Raw genomic sequence first — 14,589 nt, forward strand, 5'->3', positions numbered from 1 at the left:
GACCTTGCCCCACTGCTCGCCCACGACGAAGATATCGCCCTTCTTCAGGGTGCCCTTCTGGACCAGCACGGTCGCGACCGGGCCGCGGCCCACGTCGAGCTGCGCCTCGATCACGGCGCCTTCAGCGGTGCGGTTCGGGTTCGCCTTGAGTTCGAGGATCTCGGCCTGGAGCGCTATGGCATCCAGCAATTCGTCCAGCCCCTGGCCGGTGATCGCCGAGACCTCGACATCCTGGACCTCGCCCGACATCTGCTCGACCACCACCTCGTGCTGCAACAGGTCAGTGCGCACCTTGGTCGGGTTGGCCGAGGGCTTGTCGATCTTGTTGATCGCCACGATCATCGGCACCTTGGCGGCCTTGGCGTGGTTGATCGCCTCGACGGTCTGCGGCATCACCGCGTCGTCGGCGGCGACCACGAGCACGACGATATCCGTCACCTGCGCGCCGCGAGCCCGCATCGAGGTGAAGGCCGCGTGGCCGGGCGTGTCGAGGAAGGTCAGCAACGCGCCGCCATCGGTCTTCACTTGGTAGGCGCCGATATGCTGGGTGATGCCGCCGGCCTCGCCCGCGACGACCTTGGCGTCGCGGATCGCGTCCAGCAGCGAGGTCTTGCCGTGGTCGACATGGCCCATGATGGTGATGACCGGCGGGCGCGGTTCGAGATCCTCGGCCTTGTCCTCGACGGTGGCGATCACGTCCTCGACATCGGCATCCGACACCCGCTGCACGCGATGGCCGAATTCCTCGATGATGAGTTCCGCGGTGTCGGCGTCGATGACCTGGTTCTGGGTGACCATCATGCCGTTCTGCATCAGCACCTTGACCACGTCGGCCACGCGCTCGGCCATGCGGTTGGCAAGCTCCGAGACCACGATCTGTTCGGGCAACTGGACTTCGCGCACGACCTTTTCGCGCGTATCGCCGCGGCCCATCGCCTTCTGGCGCATCCGCTCCTGCTTGCGCTTCATCGCGGCGAGCGAGCGCTGCCGACCACCTTCGCCGCCGTCCAGCGCCTGGGTCAGCGTCAGCTTGCCGGCGCGGCGGCTGTCATCCCTGGCCTTGGTGCGGGTCTGCCGATCGTTGCTGCGCTCGCGTTCGCGGCCGACCTTGCGCGGCGGCGCGGTCTTGGCCGACTCGGGTTGGACGGCGGGCTGCGGCGGCGCTGCGGCGGGCTTCTGCTCCGCCTCCTTGCGGCGGCGCTCCTGCTCTTCCTCGGCCTTGCGGCGGGCGGCTTCCTCGATCTCGCGCTGTTCGCGTTCCTTGGCCTCGGCCTCGTCGCGGCGGCGCTTGCGCTCTTCCTCGCGCTGGCGCTCGTCGGCCGCGCGCTGGGCGGCTTCCTCGACCTCGCGGGCCTTGGCCGCCTGAAGGGCCTTCAGACGACGCTCCATCTCGGCATCGGAAATCCCGGCCGGGCGCTTTGCCGGGTCGCTGCCCGCAACGCCAGAGGTCGTGGCCCCGGATTTCGTGGCACCGGGCTTTGGCACGACGACGCGCTTGCGCTTCGTCTCGACGACCACATTCTTCGTCCGGCCATGGCTGAAGCTTTGCTTCACCTGGCCGGGCCGCGAGGCGCCGCGCAGTCCCAGTGTCTTCTTGCCGTCAGTGTCGTCCATAAGGCCTTCAACCCTTTCCGGGGGCCTCGCCCCCGATCTTCTTGCGGATGCCCGAAAGCTTGGCGGCATCCTCTACTACACGTTCCATGAGTCCGCCAGCCGCAAGCGCGCCATGTATCACATGTTCGCGGCCGAAAGCCAAACCGATTTCCCCGGCCGTCAGACAGTCGATATAGGCGCCCTCGCGCTGCGGGGGCCTGAGCTTGGTCTTGCCCCGTTCCGACCCGTCGCTGGCCTGAACCAGAACGGCGGCCCGGCCGCTGTCGAGCCAGCCCTTGACCTTTTCATACCCGACCACCGCCTGCCCGGCCTTGCGCGCCAGCGACAGCCCCTCGACCACGCGGCGCAACAGCCCGGCCTCGACCAGATCGACCAGCCCCTCGGGCAGGGTGACCTGGCGTTTCGCTGCCCGCGCGAACAGCCGCTTGCGGACCGCCAGCTCAAGCGCGTCGCGATCCGCCGCGACCCAGATGCCCCGGCCGGGCAGCTTGGCCGCAAGGTCGGGCACGATCTGGTCGTCGGGGCCGACGACGAAGCGGATCAGTCCCGCCTTCGGCTGCACCTCGCCGGTGGCGATGCAGCGCCGCTCCGGCTCGCCGTCAGGTTTTCGCGCGCCTGCTCGGCCCATGTCGGCCTCCCGGAGCCCCGGATCAGGCTCCGGCCTCCTCTTCGCCCTCTTCGGCGTCGGTCTTGTCCCCGGCGTCGTCCTCGAGCTCGGTCGGATCGACCCAGCCCAGCAGGACCCGCGCGGTCATCACCAGGGTCTGCGCCTCTTCCAGCGACATGTCGAACTTCTCGAGGATGCCTTCGTCCTTGACCCGCTGGCCATCGACCGTGGTCCAGCCGCCAGCCAGTTCCCAGTCGGCGCAGGTGGCGAAGTCCTCAAGCGTCTTGATGCCGTCCTCGGCCAGTGCTTCGAGCATCTGGGGCGTCAGGCCTTCGAATTCAACCAGACTGTCCTCGACGCCGAGTTCACGGGCATGTTCCAGCGCCTTGCGATTCTGCTCTTCGAGATGGTCGCGGGCCCGGGCCTGAAGCTCTGCGGCGGTGTCCTCGTCCACGCCCTCGATCACCAGAAGCTCGTCGAGATCGACATAGGCGACCTCTTCAAGACTGGTGAACCCTTCCGAGACCAGCAGCTGGGCGAAGAACTCGTCAAGGTCCAGCGTGTCCATGAAGAGCCGCGTGCGTTCCTCGAACTCGGCCTGGCGGCGGGCGCTTTCCTCGGCCTCGGTCATGATGTCGATGTCGAGCCCGGTCAGCTGGCTGGCCAGGCGCACGTTCTGGCCACGCCGACCGATGGCGAGCGAAAGCTGCTCGTCGGGGACCACGACCTCGATCTTGCCGGCCTCCTCGTCGATGACGACCTTGCTGACCTCGGCGGGTTGCAGCGCGTTCACGAGGAAGGTGGCCTGGTCCTCGTTCCAGGGGATGATGTCGATCTTCTCGCCCTCAAGCTCGTTCACGACGGCCTGAACGCGGCTGCCGCGCATGCCGACGCAGGCGCCCACGGGGTCGATCGAGTTGTCGTAGGAAATCACGGCAATCTTGGCGCGGCTGCCCGGGTCGCGGGCCACGGCCTTGATCTCGATGATGCCGTCGTAGATTTCCGGCACTTCCATCTTGAAGAGTTCGGCCATGAACTCGGGCGCGGTGCGCGACAGGAAGACCTGCGGGCCACGGGTTTCGCGGCGGACATCCTTGATGAAGCAGCGGATGCGGTCGTTCGGGCGATAGCTTTCGCGGCCGATCTTTTCATTCCTGCGCAGGATGCCCTCGCCCCGACCGATATCGACGATGACGTTGCCGTATTCCTCGCGCTTGACCTGGCCGTTGATGATCGTGCCGACGCGGTCCTTGAATTCCTCGAACTGGCGGTCGCGCTCGGCCTCGCGGACCTTCTGCAGGATCACCTGCTTGGCGCTTTGCGCGGCGATCCGGCCCATTTCGACGGGCGGCACCTCTTCCACGAAGGTATCGCCCACCTTGGGATCGTCGAGATACTGTTTCGCCTGCGCGACGGTCAGTTCGGCCTGGTAATTCTCCAGCGCGTCATCCTCGACCACGGTGCGCACGCGGGTGAAACTCGCCCGGCCCGTCTTGCGGTCGATGGACACGCGGATGTCCATTTCCGAGCCGTAGCGCGACTTGGCGGCCCGGGCGAGGGATTCTTCCATCGCCTGCACCACCAGATCGGGGTCGATCATCTTTTCCCGCGCCACAGCCTCGGCGGTCTGAAGCAGTTCAAGCTGGTTGGCAGAGGTAATCGCCATGTCTCAGTCCTCCTGCGGGACGGAACCCTCGTCCGTCTCGATCTCGTCAAAATCGTCCTCGTCGATGATGCCGGCGGCCTTGCGGGCGCGCAGCATCTCGCGGATCAGTTCGTCGGTCAGCACAAGTTTGGCGTCCGACAGCCAGTCATACTCCAGCCCGATGGTCACAGGCTGCCCGTCCGGCCCGTCGATCTCGATCAGCACCTCGTCATTCTCGACACCGGCCAGCACGCCCTTGAAGCGGCGGCGGCCGTCGATCATCTCGGTCGTCTCGATCTTTGCCTCATGGCCTTCCCAGACCGCGAAATCCTTGAGCCGCGTCAAGGGGCGGTCGATGCCGGGGCTGGAGACCTCCAGCGTATAGGCGTCCTCGAGCGGGTCCTCGACATCCAGCACCGCAGAAACCGCGGTCGAGATCCGGGCGCATTCGTCCACCTCGATCCCGCCTTCCGGGCGTTCGGTCATGATCTGCAGCGTCTTGGTCTTGCCGCCCATCAACCGGATGCGCACAAGCTCGAACCCCAGCCCCTCGATCACGGGGCTCAGGATCTCGGCGAGGCGCCGGTCCATGGCAGTCTTGGCGATGAGGTCGGGCATGGGTGTTCCAGACACAAAAAAACGGGCCAACGGCCCGTGTAAAACTCACCGGTGGAGGATCGGGTGTGGAGGCCGAACCGCCGTTGTTGACCGCGGTATAGGCGGAACGGGGCGTTTGTGCAAGGAGATTGTGTCCCCGGGGGGTCAGGTCTGCTTGCGCGCGATCAGGAACAGCGCCGACCGCCCGCCGGGAGGCAGCAGTTCCTCGACGATCTCGAACCCGGCGGCGCGGATCTCGGCCTTCAGCCCGTCCTCGGTCAGGAAGTTGAACAGCGGCAGCAGGCGCAGCGCGTGGCCGGTCCGGACGATGGCTCGGAACAGCCAAGGCGCACGCGCGGCGCAGGCGGTGGAGGAGACGAACGCGCCGCCGGGTTTCAGCATGCGGTGGATACGCAGCAGCGCGCCGGGGCGGTCGGGTAACAGGTGCAGCACGTTATGCGCCATCACCATGTCCCAGGCGCCGGGCGTATCCGGCATGTCCTCAAGGCTGGCCACCTCGAAGGTGACATTGGCGATGCCTTCGGCCGCGGCCTTGTCGCGCGCGATCCCGATCATGTTGGCGGAACAGTCGATGGCGGTGACATGGCCCGCATGGGGGGCGTGTTTCAGCGCGGTCGTGCCGGTGCCGCAGCCGATCTCGAACACGCGCGCGCCGGGGGAAAGGTGGGCGCGGGTCATCGCCAGCTTGCGCTCATAGGTTTCGGGATCGCGCAGCGGCATCCGCGCGTAGCGGCGTGCGAGCCGGTCCCAGAAGCGGATATTGATGCTCACAGCCCCAAAGCCGCCGCTTGCCGCTGGACGCCGCGCATGGTGCGCACCAGTTCGGCGCTGATCCCGGGTTCGGACAGGGCATGCCCGGCCAGCGGCACCATCCGCAGATCGGCCCGGCCCCAGCGTTCGGCAAGCCGCCAGGCCGATGCGGGCGGACAGACCATGTCATAGCGGCCCTGCACGATGGTTGCGGGGATATGCGCGATCAGGGGAATGTCCTGCAAAAGCTGCCCGTCCCGGTCCAGAAATCCGCGATTGCGGAAATAGTGATTCTCGAGCCGGGCAAAGGCGCGGGCGTAATCGGTCGGCGCCTCGCCCAGCGGGCCTTCGTGGTCGATCGAGGCCAGCGCGTTTTCCCAGGCGGCCCAGGCGCGGGCAAAGCGCGTCTCCATCATCAGGTCGCCCGAGAACAGCCGACGGTGATAGGCCCCGATCATGTCGCCGCGCTCTTCCTGGGGGATCATCTCGGCGAAACGCGCCCAGAGGTCGGGCCAGAACTGCCCCGCGCCGCCGCCATAGAACCAGTCGAGCTCTGCCTGGGTCATCAGGAACACCCCGCGCAGCGCCAGATAGGCCACGCGGTCGGGATGGGTCTGGGCATAGATCAGCGCGAGCGTGGCGCCCCAGCTTCCGCCGAACAGCACCCAGCGCTCGATGCCCAGCGTCTTGCGGATCGTCTCGATGTCCTCGACCAGATGCCAGGTCGTGTTGGCCGAAACGCTGGCATGGGGCCGCGAGCGGCCGCAACCGCGCTGGTCGAACAGGACCACGCGAAACTCGTCCGCGTCGAAATAGCGCCGCATCGCCGGGCTGCACCCGCCACCGGGGCCGCCATGCAGGACGATGACGGGGATACCGTCGGGATGGCCGCATTGCTCTACATAAAGACGGTGGCCGTCGCCAACATCCAGCATGCGCTGGTCGAACGGATCGACCAGCGGGTAAAGAAGTTGCGATGCGCGCTTTTGGCCTGCCGATTTGTCCATGCGTCGCCTATATAACGCGAAAGCCACACGCCCCAAGGGCATTGATACAGAAGACAGGAACGGAGCCCGCGATGCAAGGAGCCGAAGCGACCGTCGACCCCACGGAAGTCGCAAAATTCGAGGCGATGGCCGCCGAATGGTGGGATCCGAATGGCAAGTTCAAGCCGCTGCACATGCTCAACCCCTGTCGGCTGGACTACATCACCCGCCAGATCGCCGCGGAGTTCGACCGCGACCTTTCGGCCGAGATGCCGTTCAAGGGGCTGCGCCTGCTGGATATCGGCTGCGGCGGCGGGCTGTTGTCCGAGCCGATGGCGCGGCTGGGGGCAACCGTGGTGGGTGCGGATGCGGCGGCGCGCAACATTCCCGTCGCGCGCATCCATGCCGAACAATCGGGGCTGATGATCGACTATCGCCACACCACCGCCGAGGCGCTGGCCGAGGCGGGCGAACAGTTCGACGTGGTGCTGAACATGGAAGTGGTCGAGCATGTGTCCGACCCGCTGGCCTATCTGACCGCCTGCCGGAAACTGTTGAAACCGGGCGGGCTGCATCTGTGTTCGACGATCAACCGCAACCCGAAAAGCTTTGCGATGGCGATTGTCGGGGCGGAATATGTCATGCGCTGGCTGCCCAGGGGCACGCATGAATGGTCCAAGTTCATCACGCCGGACGAGTTGTGCCGGTTGCTGGAACAGGCCGGGCTGAAACCCGTGGACCGCACCGGCTTCGTGTTCAACCCGATCACCTGGGGCTGGTCGCTGTCGAGCCGGGATCTGTCGGTGAACTATGTCACCGCCTCGGTGAAGCCCGCCTAGCGCGGGCCTTCCAGCTTTTGGCGCAGCATGCGCAGGACGGGCAGCGCGGCGCGCAGCCGGTCCTCGCCGATATCTGCCACGGCCTCGGCCAGGACCGGGGTCATGGCCTGTATCGCGACATCGCGCGCGGCCCGGCCCGAGGGGCTGATCGAGACCATCTTGCGACGCGCATCGTCCCAGTCGGGGCGGATATGGACATGGCCCGCCCAGTCCAGCCGGTTCAGCGTGTTGGTCATCGCGCCCCGCGTGACATGGAAGGTCGCGGCAAGCTGGGCGGGGCTGCGTTCCTCGTTGATCCGGGCCAGATGGTTCAGCACCGAGAAATGGCTGATCTCCATTCCCTTGGGCAGCGCCCGCGCGATCCGGTTGCGCGCCAGCTGGTCGGCCATGAAGATCTCGCTGAAGATCGTCACGGCCAGGCTGTCGCCGATCTCGCTCACGGGGGCGGGGCGAAGGGCCGGTCATGCGTGATCGAGGGCACGCGGGCCCGGGCGCGCGCCACCTCCTGCCGGTCGATCTGGACATGGGTGATGCCGGGTGCCGTCCCGCCATCGGCCAGCACCTCGCCCCAGGGGGCCACGGCCAGCGAATGGCCATGGGTCCGGCGCGGTCGGCCCTCGGTCGCGGGGTGCAGCCCGCATTGCGCTGGCGCAAGCACATAACATCCGGTCTCGATCGCGCGGGCGCGCAGCAGCGTTTCCCAATGCGCCGCCCCCGTCACCGGCGAGAAGGCGGCCGGAATGGTCAGGATCTCGGCCCCGCCCTGGGCCAGCGCGCGGTAGAGATGGGGAAAGCGCAGGTCATAGCAGATCGACAGACCGATCCTGCCGAAGGGAGTCGGCGCCACCACCGCACGGTCACCGGGGCGGTAGCCTTCCGATTCGCGGTAGCTTTCGGTTTCGGTGATCTGCACGTCAAACATGTGGATCTTGTCGTATTTCGCGGCGATGGACCCGTCCGGGGCGATCAGGAAGGAGCGGTTGGCGAAGCGTCCGTCGGGGTCATGCGTCTTCAGACCCAGCGAGCCGATCAGCAGCCAGATGCGGGCATTGACCGCCTCTTGCCGCAGGACCGACAGCATCGGGTCGTCCTCTTCATGGCTCAGGACGCGGTCCTGCTGCGCCCGGCTGGACGACAGGCAGTTGGTTACCTCGGGCGTCAGCACGAATTGCGCGCCGTCCACCGCCGCCTGGCGCACCATCTCGCAGGCCGGGGCGATGTTGGCCTCGGGCACATCGCCCGATGTGACCTGGATCAGGGCCACCCGCATCGCCGTCACCCCGCCAGCAAGGGATCGAGCTTGCCCGCCCGGTCCAGCGCGTAAAGCTCGTCGCAGCCGCCGACATGGATCTCGCCAATGAAGATCTGCGGAACCGTGTGGCGACCATGGGCGCGGGCCATCATCTCTTGGCGCAGCGCGGGCTGCGCGCCCACGTCGATTTCCGAATAGCTGACGCCCTTTTGCTGCAACAGCCGCTTGGCGGCGTGGCAATAGCCGCAAAGCGGCGATGTGTAGATTTCAACCGATCTCATGGTCCGTTTTCCCTCGCCTGGCCGGTACTATAGGCGTTGATGACGCTTTCGCAACGCGGGCCAGAACCAGGATGCGCACCTCCCGGGCACCGGCGGCAAGACAGGCCTCGGCCGCCACCGACAGCGTGGCGCCCGAGGTCATGACGTCATCGACCAGCAGCACGGTGCGATCGCGCAGCCGCTCGCGATGGCGGGGATGCACGGCGATGGCGCCCGCGAGGTTGGCGAAGCGTTGCTCGGCCCCCATGCCGTCCTGCACCCGGGTCTTGCGACGGCGGATCAGCAGGTCGGGAATATGCGCGAGACTCGCGCCCTCGGCCAATGCTTGCGACAACAGCGCGGCCTGGTTGTAGCGCCGCCGCAAAAGCCGCCAGCGATGCAGCGGCACCGGCGCGACCACCATCCCGGGCGTCAGGATCGCCCGGCCCGCACGCAGCATCCATTCGGCCGCGGGGCGCGCCAGTTCCGTCCGGTCGCCATGCTTGAGGGACAGCACCAGCTTGCGCGCCTTGTCGCGGTAAAGCAGCGCCGCGCGGCCCCGCGACCAGGGCCGCGGCCGGGCCAGGCAGTCGTCGCAATATTCGGGCGTGCCGCCATCCTCGCCCGGCAGCGGCGTGCCGCAGCAATCGCAGACCAGCCCGGCGATGAAATCCATCTGGCCCCAGCAGGCCGCGCACAGGGCGAAGTCGCGTTCCACCATCTCGCCGCAGGATACGCAGCGCGGGGGATAGATCAGTCGCAATGCGCTTTGAAACATCCGCCCCCGTCCCTACATAGGCCCTTCGATTGGCGGAGACCCGATGCAGAGCCCACCCGACCTGACCGACCGTGCGGCGCTGAAGCGCCACCGTGCCCGCGCCCGCCGCGCGCCCGAGCTTTTCCTGCACGCACTCGCAGCTGACGAGATTCAGGAAAGGCTCATAGAGGTTAACAGAACCTTTACGTCGCCTGCCGTCGTCACCGGTTTTCCCGAGCCGTGGCAACGCGGCTTTCCCGGCGCGGCACTTGTCGAGGATGACGAGACGCTGGCTCTGGCGCCCGGCGCACACGATCTTGTGATCCATGCGCTCTGCCTGCACTGGGCGAACGATCCCGTCGGGCAACTGGTGCAATGCCGCCGCGCGCTGCGCCCTGACGGGCTGTTCCTCGCCGTGCTGTTCGGCGGTCGCAGCTTGCACGAGTTGCGCGCGGCGCTGGCCGAGGCCGAGGTGGCGCTGACCGGCGGGCTGTCGCCCCGGGTGCTGCCGATGGGCGAGATTCGCGATCTGGGCGGGTTGCTGCAACGCGCGGGATTCGCGCTGCCCGTGGCCGATTCTGCCCTGCATACGGTAAGTTACCAGACCCCGTTCCACCTGATGCGCGAGTTGCGCGCGATGGGCGAGACCAATGCGCTGGCCGCGCGGCACCGCCGGACAACGCCGCGCGCGCTGTTCGCCGAGGCCGCCCGGCGCTATGCCGAGGCCCATGCCGGACCGGATGGCCGCATCGCCGCAACCGCCGAATTGATCTACCTTGCGGGGTGGGCGCCCGCTGACACGCAACCCAAGCCCCTGCGCCCGGGTTCGGCCCGCACAAGGCTGGCCGAGGCGTTGGGCACGACCGAGCGGATGCTTGGCGATGGAAACGGCCCGGGGACGGATTGACCCCGGTCGGAATGCGTTTATGTGCTTGAGGTATTCCAGTTTGAAGCCCGACAGAGATCCCGGAAAAGACGTGATGTTCGACTCCAAGCGAGGTGGGAGCAAGGATGGTCTGTCCTCTGCAGCAGCCCGGCGCCCAACCCACGCCCCCGCCGACCACCCGAAGATCCCGGCCGAAAAGGTAGGGATCCTGCTGGCCAATCTCGGCACGCCGGACAATTACGACTACTGGTCGATGCGGCGCTATCTGAACGAGTTCCTGTCGGACAAGCGGGTGATCGACTATTCACCCTGGATCTGGCAGCCGATCCTGCAACTCGTGGTGCTGACCAAGCGGCCGTTCTCGTCGGGCGAAGCCTACAAGTCGATCTGGAATAACGAGGCGGGCGAAAGCCCCCTGATGACCATCACCAAATCGCAGACCATCAAGGTGCGCGAGGCGCTGGAGGCCAGTTTCGGCAGCGAGGTCGTGGTGGATTTCTGCATGCGCTATGGCAGCCCCTCGACCAAGTCGAAGGTCCGCGAGATGGTGGACAAGGGCTGCCGCAAGATCCTGTTCTTCCCGCTTTACCCGCAATATTCGGGCGCCACGTCGGCCACCGCGAACGATCATTTCTTCCGTGCGCTGATGGACGAGAAATGGCAGCCGCAGGTGCGCACCGTGCCCGCCTATTTCGACAGACCTTCCTATATCGGCGCGCTGGCCGCCTCGGTCGAGCGGGGCTATGCTGCGCTGGAACACAAGCCGGACGTGCTGGTCTGTTCCTATCACGGGGTGCCGACGCGCTATCTGACCGAGGGCGACCCCTATTATTGCCAGTGTCTCAAGACGACGCGCCTGTTGAAGGAGCGGCTGGGCTGGGCGGATGACCGGATCACGACCACGTTCCAGTCCCGATTCGGCCCCGAGGAATGGCTGCAACCCTATACCGTTGAAGAGGTCGCCCGGTTGGCCGAGCGCGGCAAGAAGCGGATCGCGGTGATTGCGCCGGCCTTCTCGGCCGATTGCATCGAGACGCTGGAAGAAATCAACGAGGAGATCCGGGAAAGCTTCGAGGAGGCGGGCGGCGAGGAGTTCACCTATATCCCCTGCCTCAACGACGACGATCAGCACATCGAGGCGTTGTGCGACGTGATCCGGGCTCATCTACGCGGCTGGCTGGGCTGACGCTGCGCCCTTTGGCGAAAGGGCAAAAGAAAGAAGGCGGTGGAGAACCCACCGCCTTCTTTCTTTTCACGGTATTGCCGCGATCAGTCGGCGATCACGGCCGCGAACAGGATCAGGGCCAGGATCGGAACGATGACACCACCGGCCGAGGACGAGGTGTCCTGAACGATGATTTCGGGTTCCATCACCGGCTCCGAGTAGCCGCCGGCGAAACCGGCGGTCGCGGCGACCGAAAGGGCCGTGGCAAGGGCGATCTTCTTCATCTTTCTACTCCCAAATAACAGCGCGAGACGGATGGTTCCGCCTGTCGCATGCATCGAAGGCTTGTGTTGCCTGTCTAATCCGCGACCATCGCGGTTTTCAACAATGCCGAGCGCCCTGTCCGGCGGTCTCGTAAATTGTCGTCAAATAAGCAACACCTGCGTGCCCACCTTGGCCAGATCGAACAGTTCGGCGATATGCTCGTTATAGAGGCCGACGCATCCGTTCGACGACCGCCGCCCGATCTTGCGGGTGTCATGGGTGCCGTGGATCCGGTAATAGGTCCAGCTCAGGTGCAGCGCATGCGTGCCCAGCGGATTGTCCGGTCCCGGGGGAACATAGTCCGGCCATTCGGGATTGCGCTTCTTCATCGAGGGGGTGGGTCGCCAGTCCGGGCCTTCGACCTTGCGGATGACCGAGGTGCGCCCGCGTCGGGTCAGATCCTCGGACATCGGCACCGAGGTCGGGTAGACCTTGTAGACCGCGCGGTCCTCGGACCAGTAATGCAGGGCGCGCGACGAGATATCGACGAGGATGGCGCCGTTGCGCAGGTCGGAGAAATAGGGCTGCCAGTCCAGCGCCCGGAACATCGCGGTGTTGCGCCGCGCCCCCTGGGCGATCGACTGCTCCATCTCGACGGTCTGCCCAAGGACGGCGGGCGCGGCCAGTCCGCCAAGGAGCGCAGCCGAACCGCCGACGAATCGCCTGCGCGTCACGCGACACGGGAAAGACGGGACCTTGCTGTTCAACTTTCACTCCAGGTTTGGAAGGGTTCCACTTTGCACGAATATATATGCTTGACCGCGCTTCACCGCAATTCAAACACCTGTCAGAACTCTGGGGATTTGAACCGGCGGCGCAGAGCCGCTAGACATCGCCCGAAGCGTGTTAGGATGTCCCGATGAAAGTTCTGGTCCCGGCCCTTGCGATCGTTCTTGCCGTTACGGCGTGCACACCCACCGAACCCGTCCGGCTTGGCCCGGACGGCAAGCCCCTGCCGCAGGTCTACCGCATATCGCGGGCGGACCGGGCCCGCATCCAGTACCGGATGCTGGACGCGGTGAACGCCGTGCGCGAGGCGCGCGGCGTGCGACCGCTGGAACTCGACTCGCGTCTGAACGCCGCCGCCGCCACCCATGCCCGCGACATGGCGGTGCAGAACCGGCCCTGGACCTTCGGCTCGGACGGTTCCTCGACGCTGGACCGGGTGAGCCGTGCGGGCTACCAGGGCAGTGTCGGCGCCGAGCTGATCGCCGAGACCTACGAGACCGAGCTGGAAATCCTGGCCGCCTGGCTGGAGGATCCCGAGAAGCGCGAGACGCTGCTGATGCCGCGGCTGACCGATATGGGCTTTGCCTATTACCAGGAGCCGAACGGCAAGATCTGGTGGTCGCTGATCACCGGATCGCGGGCGGATCAGGTCGCTTCGGCCTTCTAGGCGCGGCCCGATCCGCGCCGGCTCAGGGCAGGATGTCGATCACGGTGCCATCGCGCACCATGGCATAGATCTCTTCGATCTCGCGATCCGAGACCGCGATGCACCCTTCGGTCCAGTCACGGCGCTTGCCCTTGTGCTTGCCCGCCCGGCCATGGATGAAGATGTCGCCGCCCGGGTTGAGACCGAGGCTGCGCGCGACGTCGACATCGCGCTCGTTCGGGTAGGATATGCCCACCGACAGATGGAAATTGCTGTTCGGGTTGCGCCGGTCGATCAGGTAGCGCCCCTCGGGCGTGCGCCCGTCACCCTCGTGCAGCTTGTGCCCGTTGGGCTGGAAGCCAAGCCCGACATCATAGCCCTTGAGCACCTTGTCGTGGTGCAGCAGATACATCCGCCGCTTGTCCTTGAGAACCACGACCCGCGTGACCTCTGGCCCGTTATAGGTTCTGAATTTCGATCCACAGGCGGACAGCGCAAGACACGCTCCCGCCGCCATGAAAGCACGTCGTCCGATCATTCCCGCCTTGTCCGCTCGTTCCGGTTTCTTGCCTAGGGGCGATCATACGCGATCTTGCGCGCGGATTCATCCTGCAAACCCGGTTCCGGCGCGGCTTCGGACCCCGAAAGCCGGGCCTCGATCGCGGCCAGGCGCGACAGCACCTCATCGCGATAGGCATCGGTCTTGAGCGTGTCTTCCTCGTGATGGGCGTCCTGCATCGAGTTGACGATCAGACCCACCAGCAGGTTCACCACCGCGAAGGTCGTGACCATGATGAACGGCACGAAGAACGCCCAGGCATAGGGATAGACCTCCATCACCGGGCGGACGATGCCCATCGACCAGCTTTCCAGCGTCATCACCTGGAACAGCGAATAGGCCGACAGGCCCAGCGTGCCGAACCAGTCGGGGAAGGCATCCCCGAACAGCTTGGTCGCCATGACCGCGCCGATATAGAAGATCATCCCCATCAGCAGGAAGACCGAGCCCATGCCCGGCAGCGCGGTGATGAACCCCTCGACCACCCGACGCAGGCGCGGCGCGACCGAGATCACGCGCAGCAGACGCAGGATGCGCAGCGCCCGCAGCACGCCAAGCGTCTGTGCGCCGGGCACCAGAGAGATGCCGACAATGGCGAAATCGAAGATGTTCCAGCCCGAGCGGAAGAAGGACAGCCGATAGGCCACCAGCTTGGCCACGATCTCGGCCACGAAGATCGCAAGGCACAGCTTGTCCAGCATCAGGATCAGCGGTCCCGCCTCGGCCATGATCTCGTCCGAGGTTTCCATCCCCAGCAGCACGGCGTTGAACAGGATCACGCCCATGATGGCGTTGCGTGTGACGGGCAACTCCAGCGCCCAGGCCAGTTTGTCCCTCATTGCTCCACCCGAATCGGAAAGCCGCGTTGACTGGCGATATGGCCCCGCGTGAATGTCGCGACAAGTTCCACATGGGAGGACCAGCGGAACTGATCGACCACCTGCACGCCGCC

Annotated in this window: 18 protein-coding genes; 4 read left to right on the plus strand and 14 right to left on the minus strand. The window is 66.0% G+C overall.

Features of this window, described 5'->3' with window-relative positions; all coding sequences use genetic code 11:
- The 6 genes from infB to pip form a co-directional block, all read right to left on the minus strand.
- Positions 1 to 1,614 (minus strand): translation initiation factor IF-2 (gene infB, locus ENN83_RS07330; protein ID WP_287185605.1); only part of this gene is annotated, 1,614 nt, incomplete at its 3' end.
- Between the two features lie 7 nt (positions 1,615 to 1,621).
- Positions 1,622 to 2,242 (minus strand): RNA-binding protein, encoded by a 621-nt coding sequence (locus ENN83_RS07335; RefSeq protein ID WP_287185607.1) that lies wholly within the window; start codon positions 2,240 to 2,242, stop codon positions 1,622 to 1,624.
- A 22-nt stretch (positions 2,243 to 2,264) separates the two neighbouring features.
- Positions 2,265 to 3,887, minus strand: coding sequence for a transcription termination factor NusA (gene nusA, locus ENN83_RS07340; RefSeq protein WP_287185608.1), 1,623 nt, complete (start codon positions 3,885 to 3,887; stop codon positions 2,265 to 2,267).
- A 3-nt stretch (positions 3,888 to 3,890) separates the two neighbouring features.
- Positions 3,891 to 4,484 carry a ribosome maturation factor RimP gene (rimP, locus tag ENN83_RS07345; protein WP_287185609.1) on the minus strand — a complete coding sequence of 198 codons (594 nt, stop codon included), beginning with the start codon at positions 4,482 to 4,484 and terminating at the stop codon, positions 3,891 to 3,893.
- A gap of 144 nt (positions 4,485 to 4,628) precedes the next feature.
- Complete coding sequence (locus ENN83_RS07350; protein WP_287185611.1) at positions 4,629 to 5,255, minus strand: class I SAM-dependent methyltransferase; 627 nt, start codon at positions 5,253 to 5,255, stop codon at positions 4,629 to 4,631.
- Positions 5,252 to 6,241, minus strand: coding sequence for a prolyl aminopeptidase (pip, locus tag ENN83_RS07355; RefSeq protein WP_287185612.1), 990 nt, complete (start codon positions 6,239 to 6,241; stop codon positions 5,252 to 5,254). Before pip ends, ENN83_RS07350 begins: the two co-directional genes overlap by 4 nt.
- Before the next feature lie 71 nt (positions 6,242 to 6,312).
- Here pip and ubiG point away from each other — a divergent pair, with 71 nt between their 5' ends.
- On the plus strand, positions 6,313 to 7,059 hold the full coding sequence (ubiG, locus tag ENN83_RS07360; protein ID WP_287185613.1) for a bifunctional 2-polyprenyl-6-hydroxyphenol methylase/3-demethylubiquinol 3-O-methyltransferase UbiG: 747 nt from the start codon (positions 6,313 to 6,315) through the stop codon (positions 7,057 to 7,059).
- On the opposite strand, the gene ENN83_RS07365 is transcribed toward ubiG, so the two are convergent.
- From ENN83_RS07365 to ENN83_RS07380, 4 genes are read right to left on the minus strand one after another with little or no spacing between them, the layout of a single operon-like run.
- Positions 7,056 to 7,448 carry a MarR family winged helix-turn-helix transcriptional regulator gene (locus ENN83_RS07365; RefSeq protein ID WP_414707630.1) on the minus strand — a complete coding sequence of 131 codons (393 nt, stop codon included), beginning with the start codon at positions 7,446 to 7,448 and terminating at the stop codon, positions 7,056 to 7,058. The genes ubiG and ENN83_RS07365 overlap by 4 nt on opposite strands.
- Positions 7,449 to 7,495: 47 nt before the next feature.
- Positions 7,496 to 8,329, minus strand: a complete 834-nt coding sequence (locus ENN83_RS07370) for a carbon-nitrogen hydrolase family protein (protein ID WP_287185616.1) — start codon at positions 8,327 to 8,329, stop codon at positions 7,496 to 7,498.
- Between the two features lie 5 nt (positions 8,330 to 8,334).
- Complete coding sequence (grxC, locus tag ENN83_RS07375; RefSeq protein ID WP_287185617.1) at positions 8,335 to 8,592, minus strand: glutaredoxin 3; 258 nt, start codon at positions 8,590 to 8,592, stop codon at positions 8,335 to 8,337.
- Positions 8,579 to 9,349: a ComF family protein gene (locus ENN83_RS07380; protein ID WP_287185619.1), complete on the minus strand. Its 771-nt coding sequence runs from the start codon at positions 9,347 to 9,349 to the stop codon at positions 8,579 to 8,581. The genes grxC and ENN83_RS07380 overlap by 14 nt, the downstream gene beginning before the upstream one ends.
- A gap of 43 nt (positions 9,350 to 9,392) precedes the next feature.
- Between ENN83_RS07380 and ENN83_RS07385 the strand changes: the two genes are divergently transcribed.
- Together ENN83_RS07385 and hemH are read left to right on the plus strand one after the other, a co-directional pair.
- Positions 9,393 to 10,235, plus strand: a complete 843-nt coding sequence (locus tag ENN83_RS07385; RefSeq protein WP_287185621.1) for a methyltransferase domain-containing protein — start codon at positions 9,393 to 9,395, stop codon at positions 10,233 to 10,235.
- 73 nt (positions 10,236 to 10,308) lie between these two features.
- Positions 10,309 to 11,400: a ferrochelatase gene (gene hemH / locus ENN83_RS07390; RefSeq protein WP_287185622.1), complete on the plus strand. Its 1,092-nt coding sequence runs from the start codon at positions 10,309 to 10,311 to the stop codon at positions 11,398 to 11,400.
- A gap of 83 nt (positions 11,401 to 11,483) precedes the next feature.
- Here the strand turns inward: hemH and ENN83_RS07395 are convergent, their stop codons facing one another.
- The gene (locus ENN83_RS07395; protein WP_132695781.1) at positions 11,484 to 11,663 is read right to left on the minus strand and encodes a hypothetical protein; all 180 of its coding nucleotides are present in this window, start codon (positions 11,661 to 11,663) and stop codon (positions 11,484 to 11,486) included.
- Positions 11,664 to 11,804: 141 nt separating this feature from the next.
- A complete protein-coding gene (locus tag ENN83_RS07400; RefSeq protein ID WP_290442762.1) occupies positions 11,805 to 12,293 on the minus strand; it encodes a L,D-transpeptidase in 489 nt (162 codons plus the stop codon).
- Positions 12,294 to 12,562: 269 nt separating this feature from the next.
- Here ENN83_RS07400 and ENN83_RS07405 point away from each other — a divergent pair, with 269 nt between their 5' ends.
- On the plus strand, positions 12,563 to 13,099 hold the full coding sequence (locus ENN83_RS07405) for a CAP domain-containing protein (protein WP_287185627.1): 537 nt from the start codon (positions 12,563 to 12,565) through the stop codon (positions 13,097 to 13,099).
- Positions 13,100 to 13,121: 22 nt separating this feature from the next.
- Here ENN83_RS07405 and ENN83_RS07410 read toward each other — a convergent pair whose 3' ends face one another.
- Complete coding sequence (locus tag ENN83_RS07410; RefSeq protein WP_349760103.1) at positions 13,122 to 13,595, minus strand: L,D-transpeptidase family protein; 474 nt, start codon at positions 13,593 to 13,595, stop codon at positions 13,122 to 13,124.
- 53 nt (positions 13,596 to 13,648) lie between these two features.
- The gene (locus tag ENN83_RS07415; RefSeq protein WP_287185630.1) at positions 13,649 to 14,476 is read right to left on the minus strand and encodes an ion transporter; all 828 of its coding nucleotides are present in this window, start codon (positions 14,474 to 14,476) and stop codon (positions 13,649 to 13,651) included.
- Positions 14,477 to 14,589: the final 113 nt, after the last annotated feature.

This window comes from Rhodovulum sp. (genome assembly GCF_011048875.1).
GTDB classification, from domain to species: Bacteria; Pseudomonadota; Alphaproteobacteria; order Rhodobacterales; family Rhodobacteraceae; genus Rhodovulum; species Rhodovulum tesquicola.

Excerpts from the sequence above, each read along its gene's own strand:
- ENN83_RS07415 (WP_287185630.1), bottom strand. The coding sequence starts at position 14,476 with ATGAGGGACAAACTGGCCTGGGCGCTGGAGTTGCCCGTCACACGCAAC.
- ENN83_RS07380 (WP_287185619.1), bottom strand. The coding sequence starts at position 9,349 with ATGTTTCAAAGCGCATTGCGACTGATCTATCCCCCGCGCTGCGTATCC.
- ENN83_RS07410 (WP_349760103.1), bottom strand. The coding sequence starts at position 13,595 with ATGGCGGCGGGAGCGTGTCTTGCGCTGTCCGCCTGTGGATCGAAATTC.
- hemH (WP_287185622.1), top strand. The coding sequence starts at position 10,309 with ATGTTCGACTCCAAGCGAGGTGGGAGCAAGGATGGTCTGTCCTCTGCA.
- ENN83_RS07400 (WP_290442762.1), bottom strand. The coding sequence starts at position 12,293 with ATGGAGCAGTCGATCGCCCAGGGGGCGCGGCGCAACACCGCGATGTTC.
- ENN83_RS07335 (WP_287185607.1), bottom strand. The coding sequence starts at position 2,242 with ATGGGCCGAGCAGGCGCGCGAAAACCTGACGGCGAGCCGGAGCGGCGC.
- nusA (WP_287185608.1), bottom strand. The coding sequence starts at position 3,887 with ATGGCGATTACCTCTGCCAACCAGCTTGAACTGCTTCAGACCGCCGAG.
- pip (WP_287185612.1), bottom strand. The coding sequence starts at position 6,241 with ATGGACAAATCGGCAGGCCAAAAGCGCGCATCGCAACTTCTTTACCCG.
- grxC (WP_287185617.1), bottom strand. The coding sequence starts at position 8,592 with ATGAGATCGGTTGAAATCTACACATCGCCGCTTTGCGGCTATTGCCAC.
- rimP (WP_287185609.1), bottom strand. The coding sequence starts at position 4,484 with ATGCCCGACCTCATCGCCAAGACTGCCATGGACCGGCGCCTCGCCGAG.
- ENN83_RS07395 (WP_132695781.1), bottom strand. The coding sequence starts at position 11,663 with ATGAAGAAGATCGCCCTTGCCACGGCCCTTTCGGTCGCCGCGACCGCC.
- ENN83_RS07405 (WP_287185627.1), top strand. The coding sequence starts at position 12,563 with ATGAAAGTTCTGGTCCCGGCCCTTGCGATCGTTCTTGCCGTTACGGCG.
- ENN83_RS07370 (WP_287185616.1), bottom strand. The coding sequence starts at position 8,329 with ATGCGGGTGGCCCTGATCCAGGTCACATCGGGCGATGTGCCCGAGGCC.
- ENN83_RS07365 (WP_414707630.1), bottom strand. The coding sequence starts at position 7,448 with ATGGCCGACCAGCTGGCGCGCAACCGGATCGCGCGGGCGCTGCCCAAG.
- ENN83_RS07385 (WP_287185621.1), top strand. The coding sequence starts at position 9,393 with ATGCAGAGCCCACCCGACCTGACCGACCGTGCGGCGCTGAAGCGCCAC.
- ubiG (WP_287185613.1), top strand. The coding sequence starts at position 6,313 with ATGCAAGGAGCCGAAGCGACCGTCGACCCCACGGAAGTCGCAAAATTC.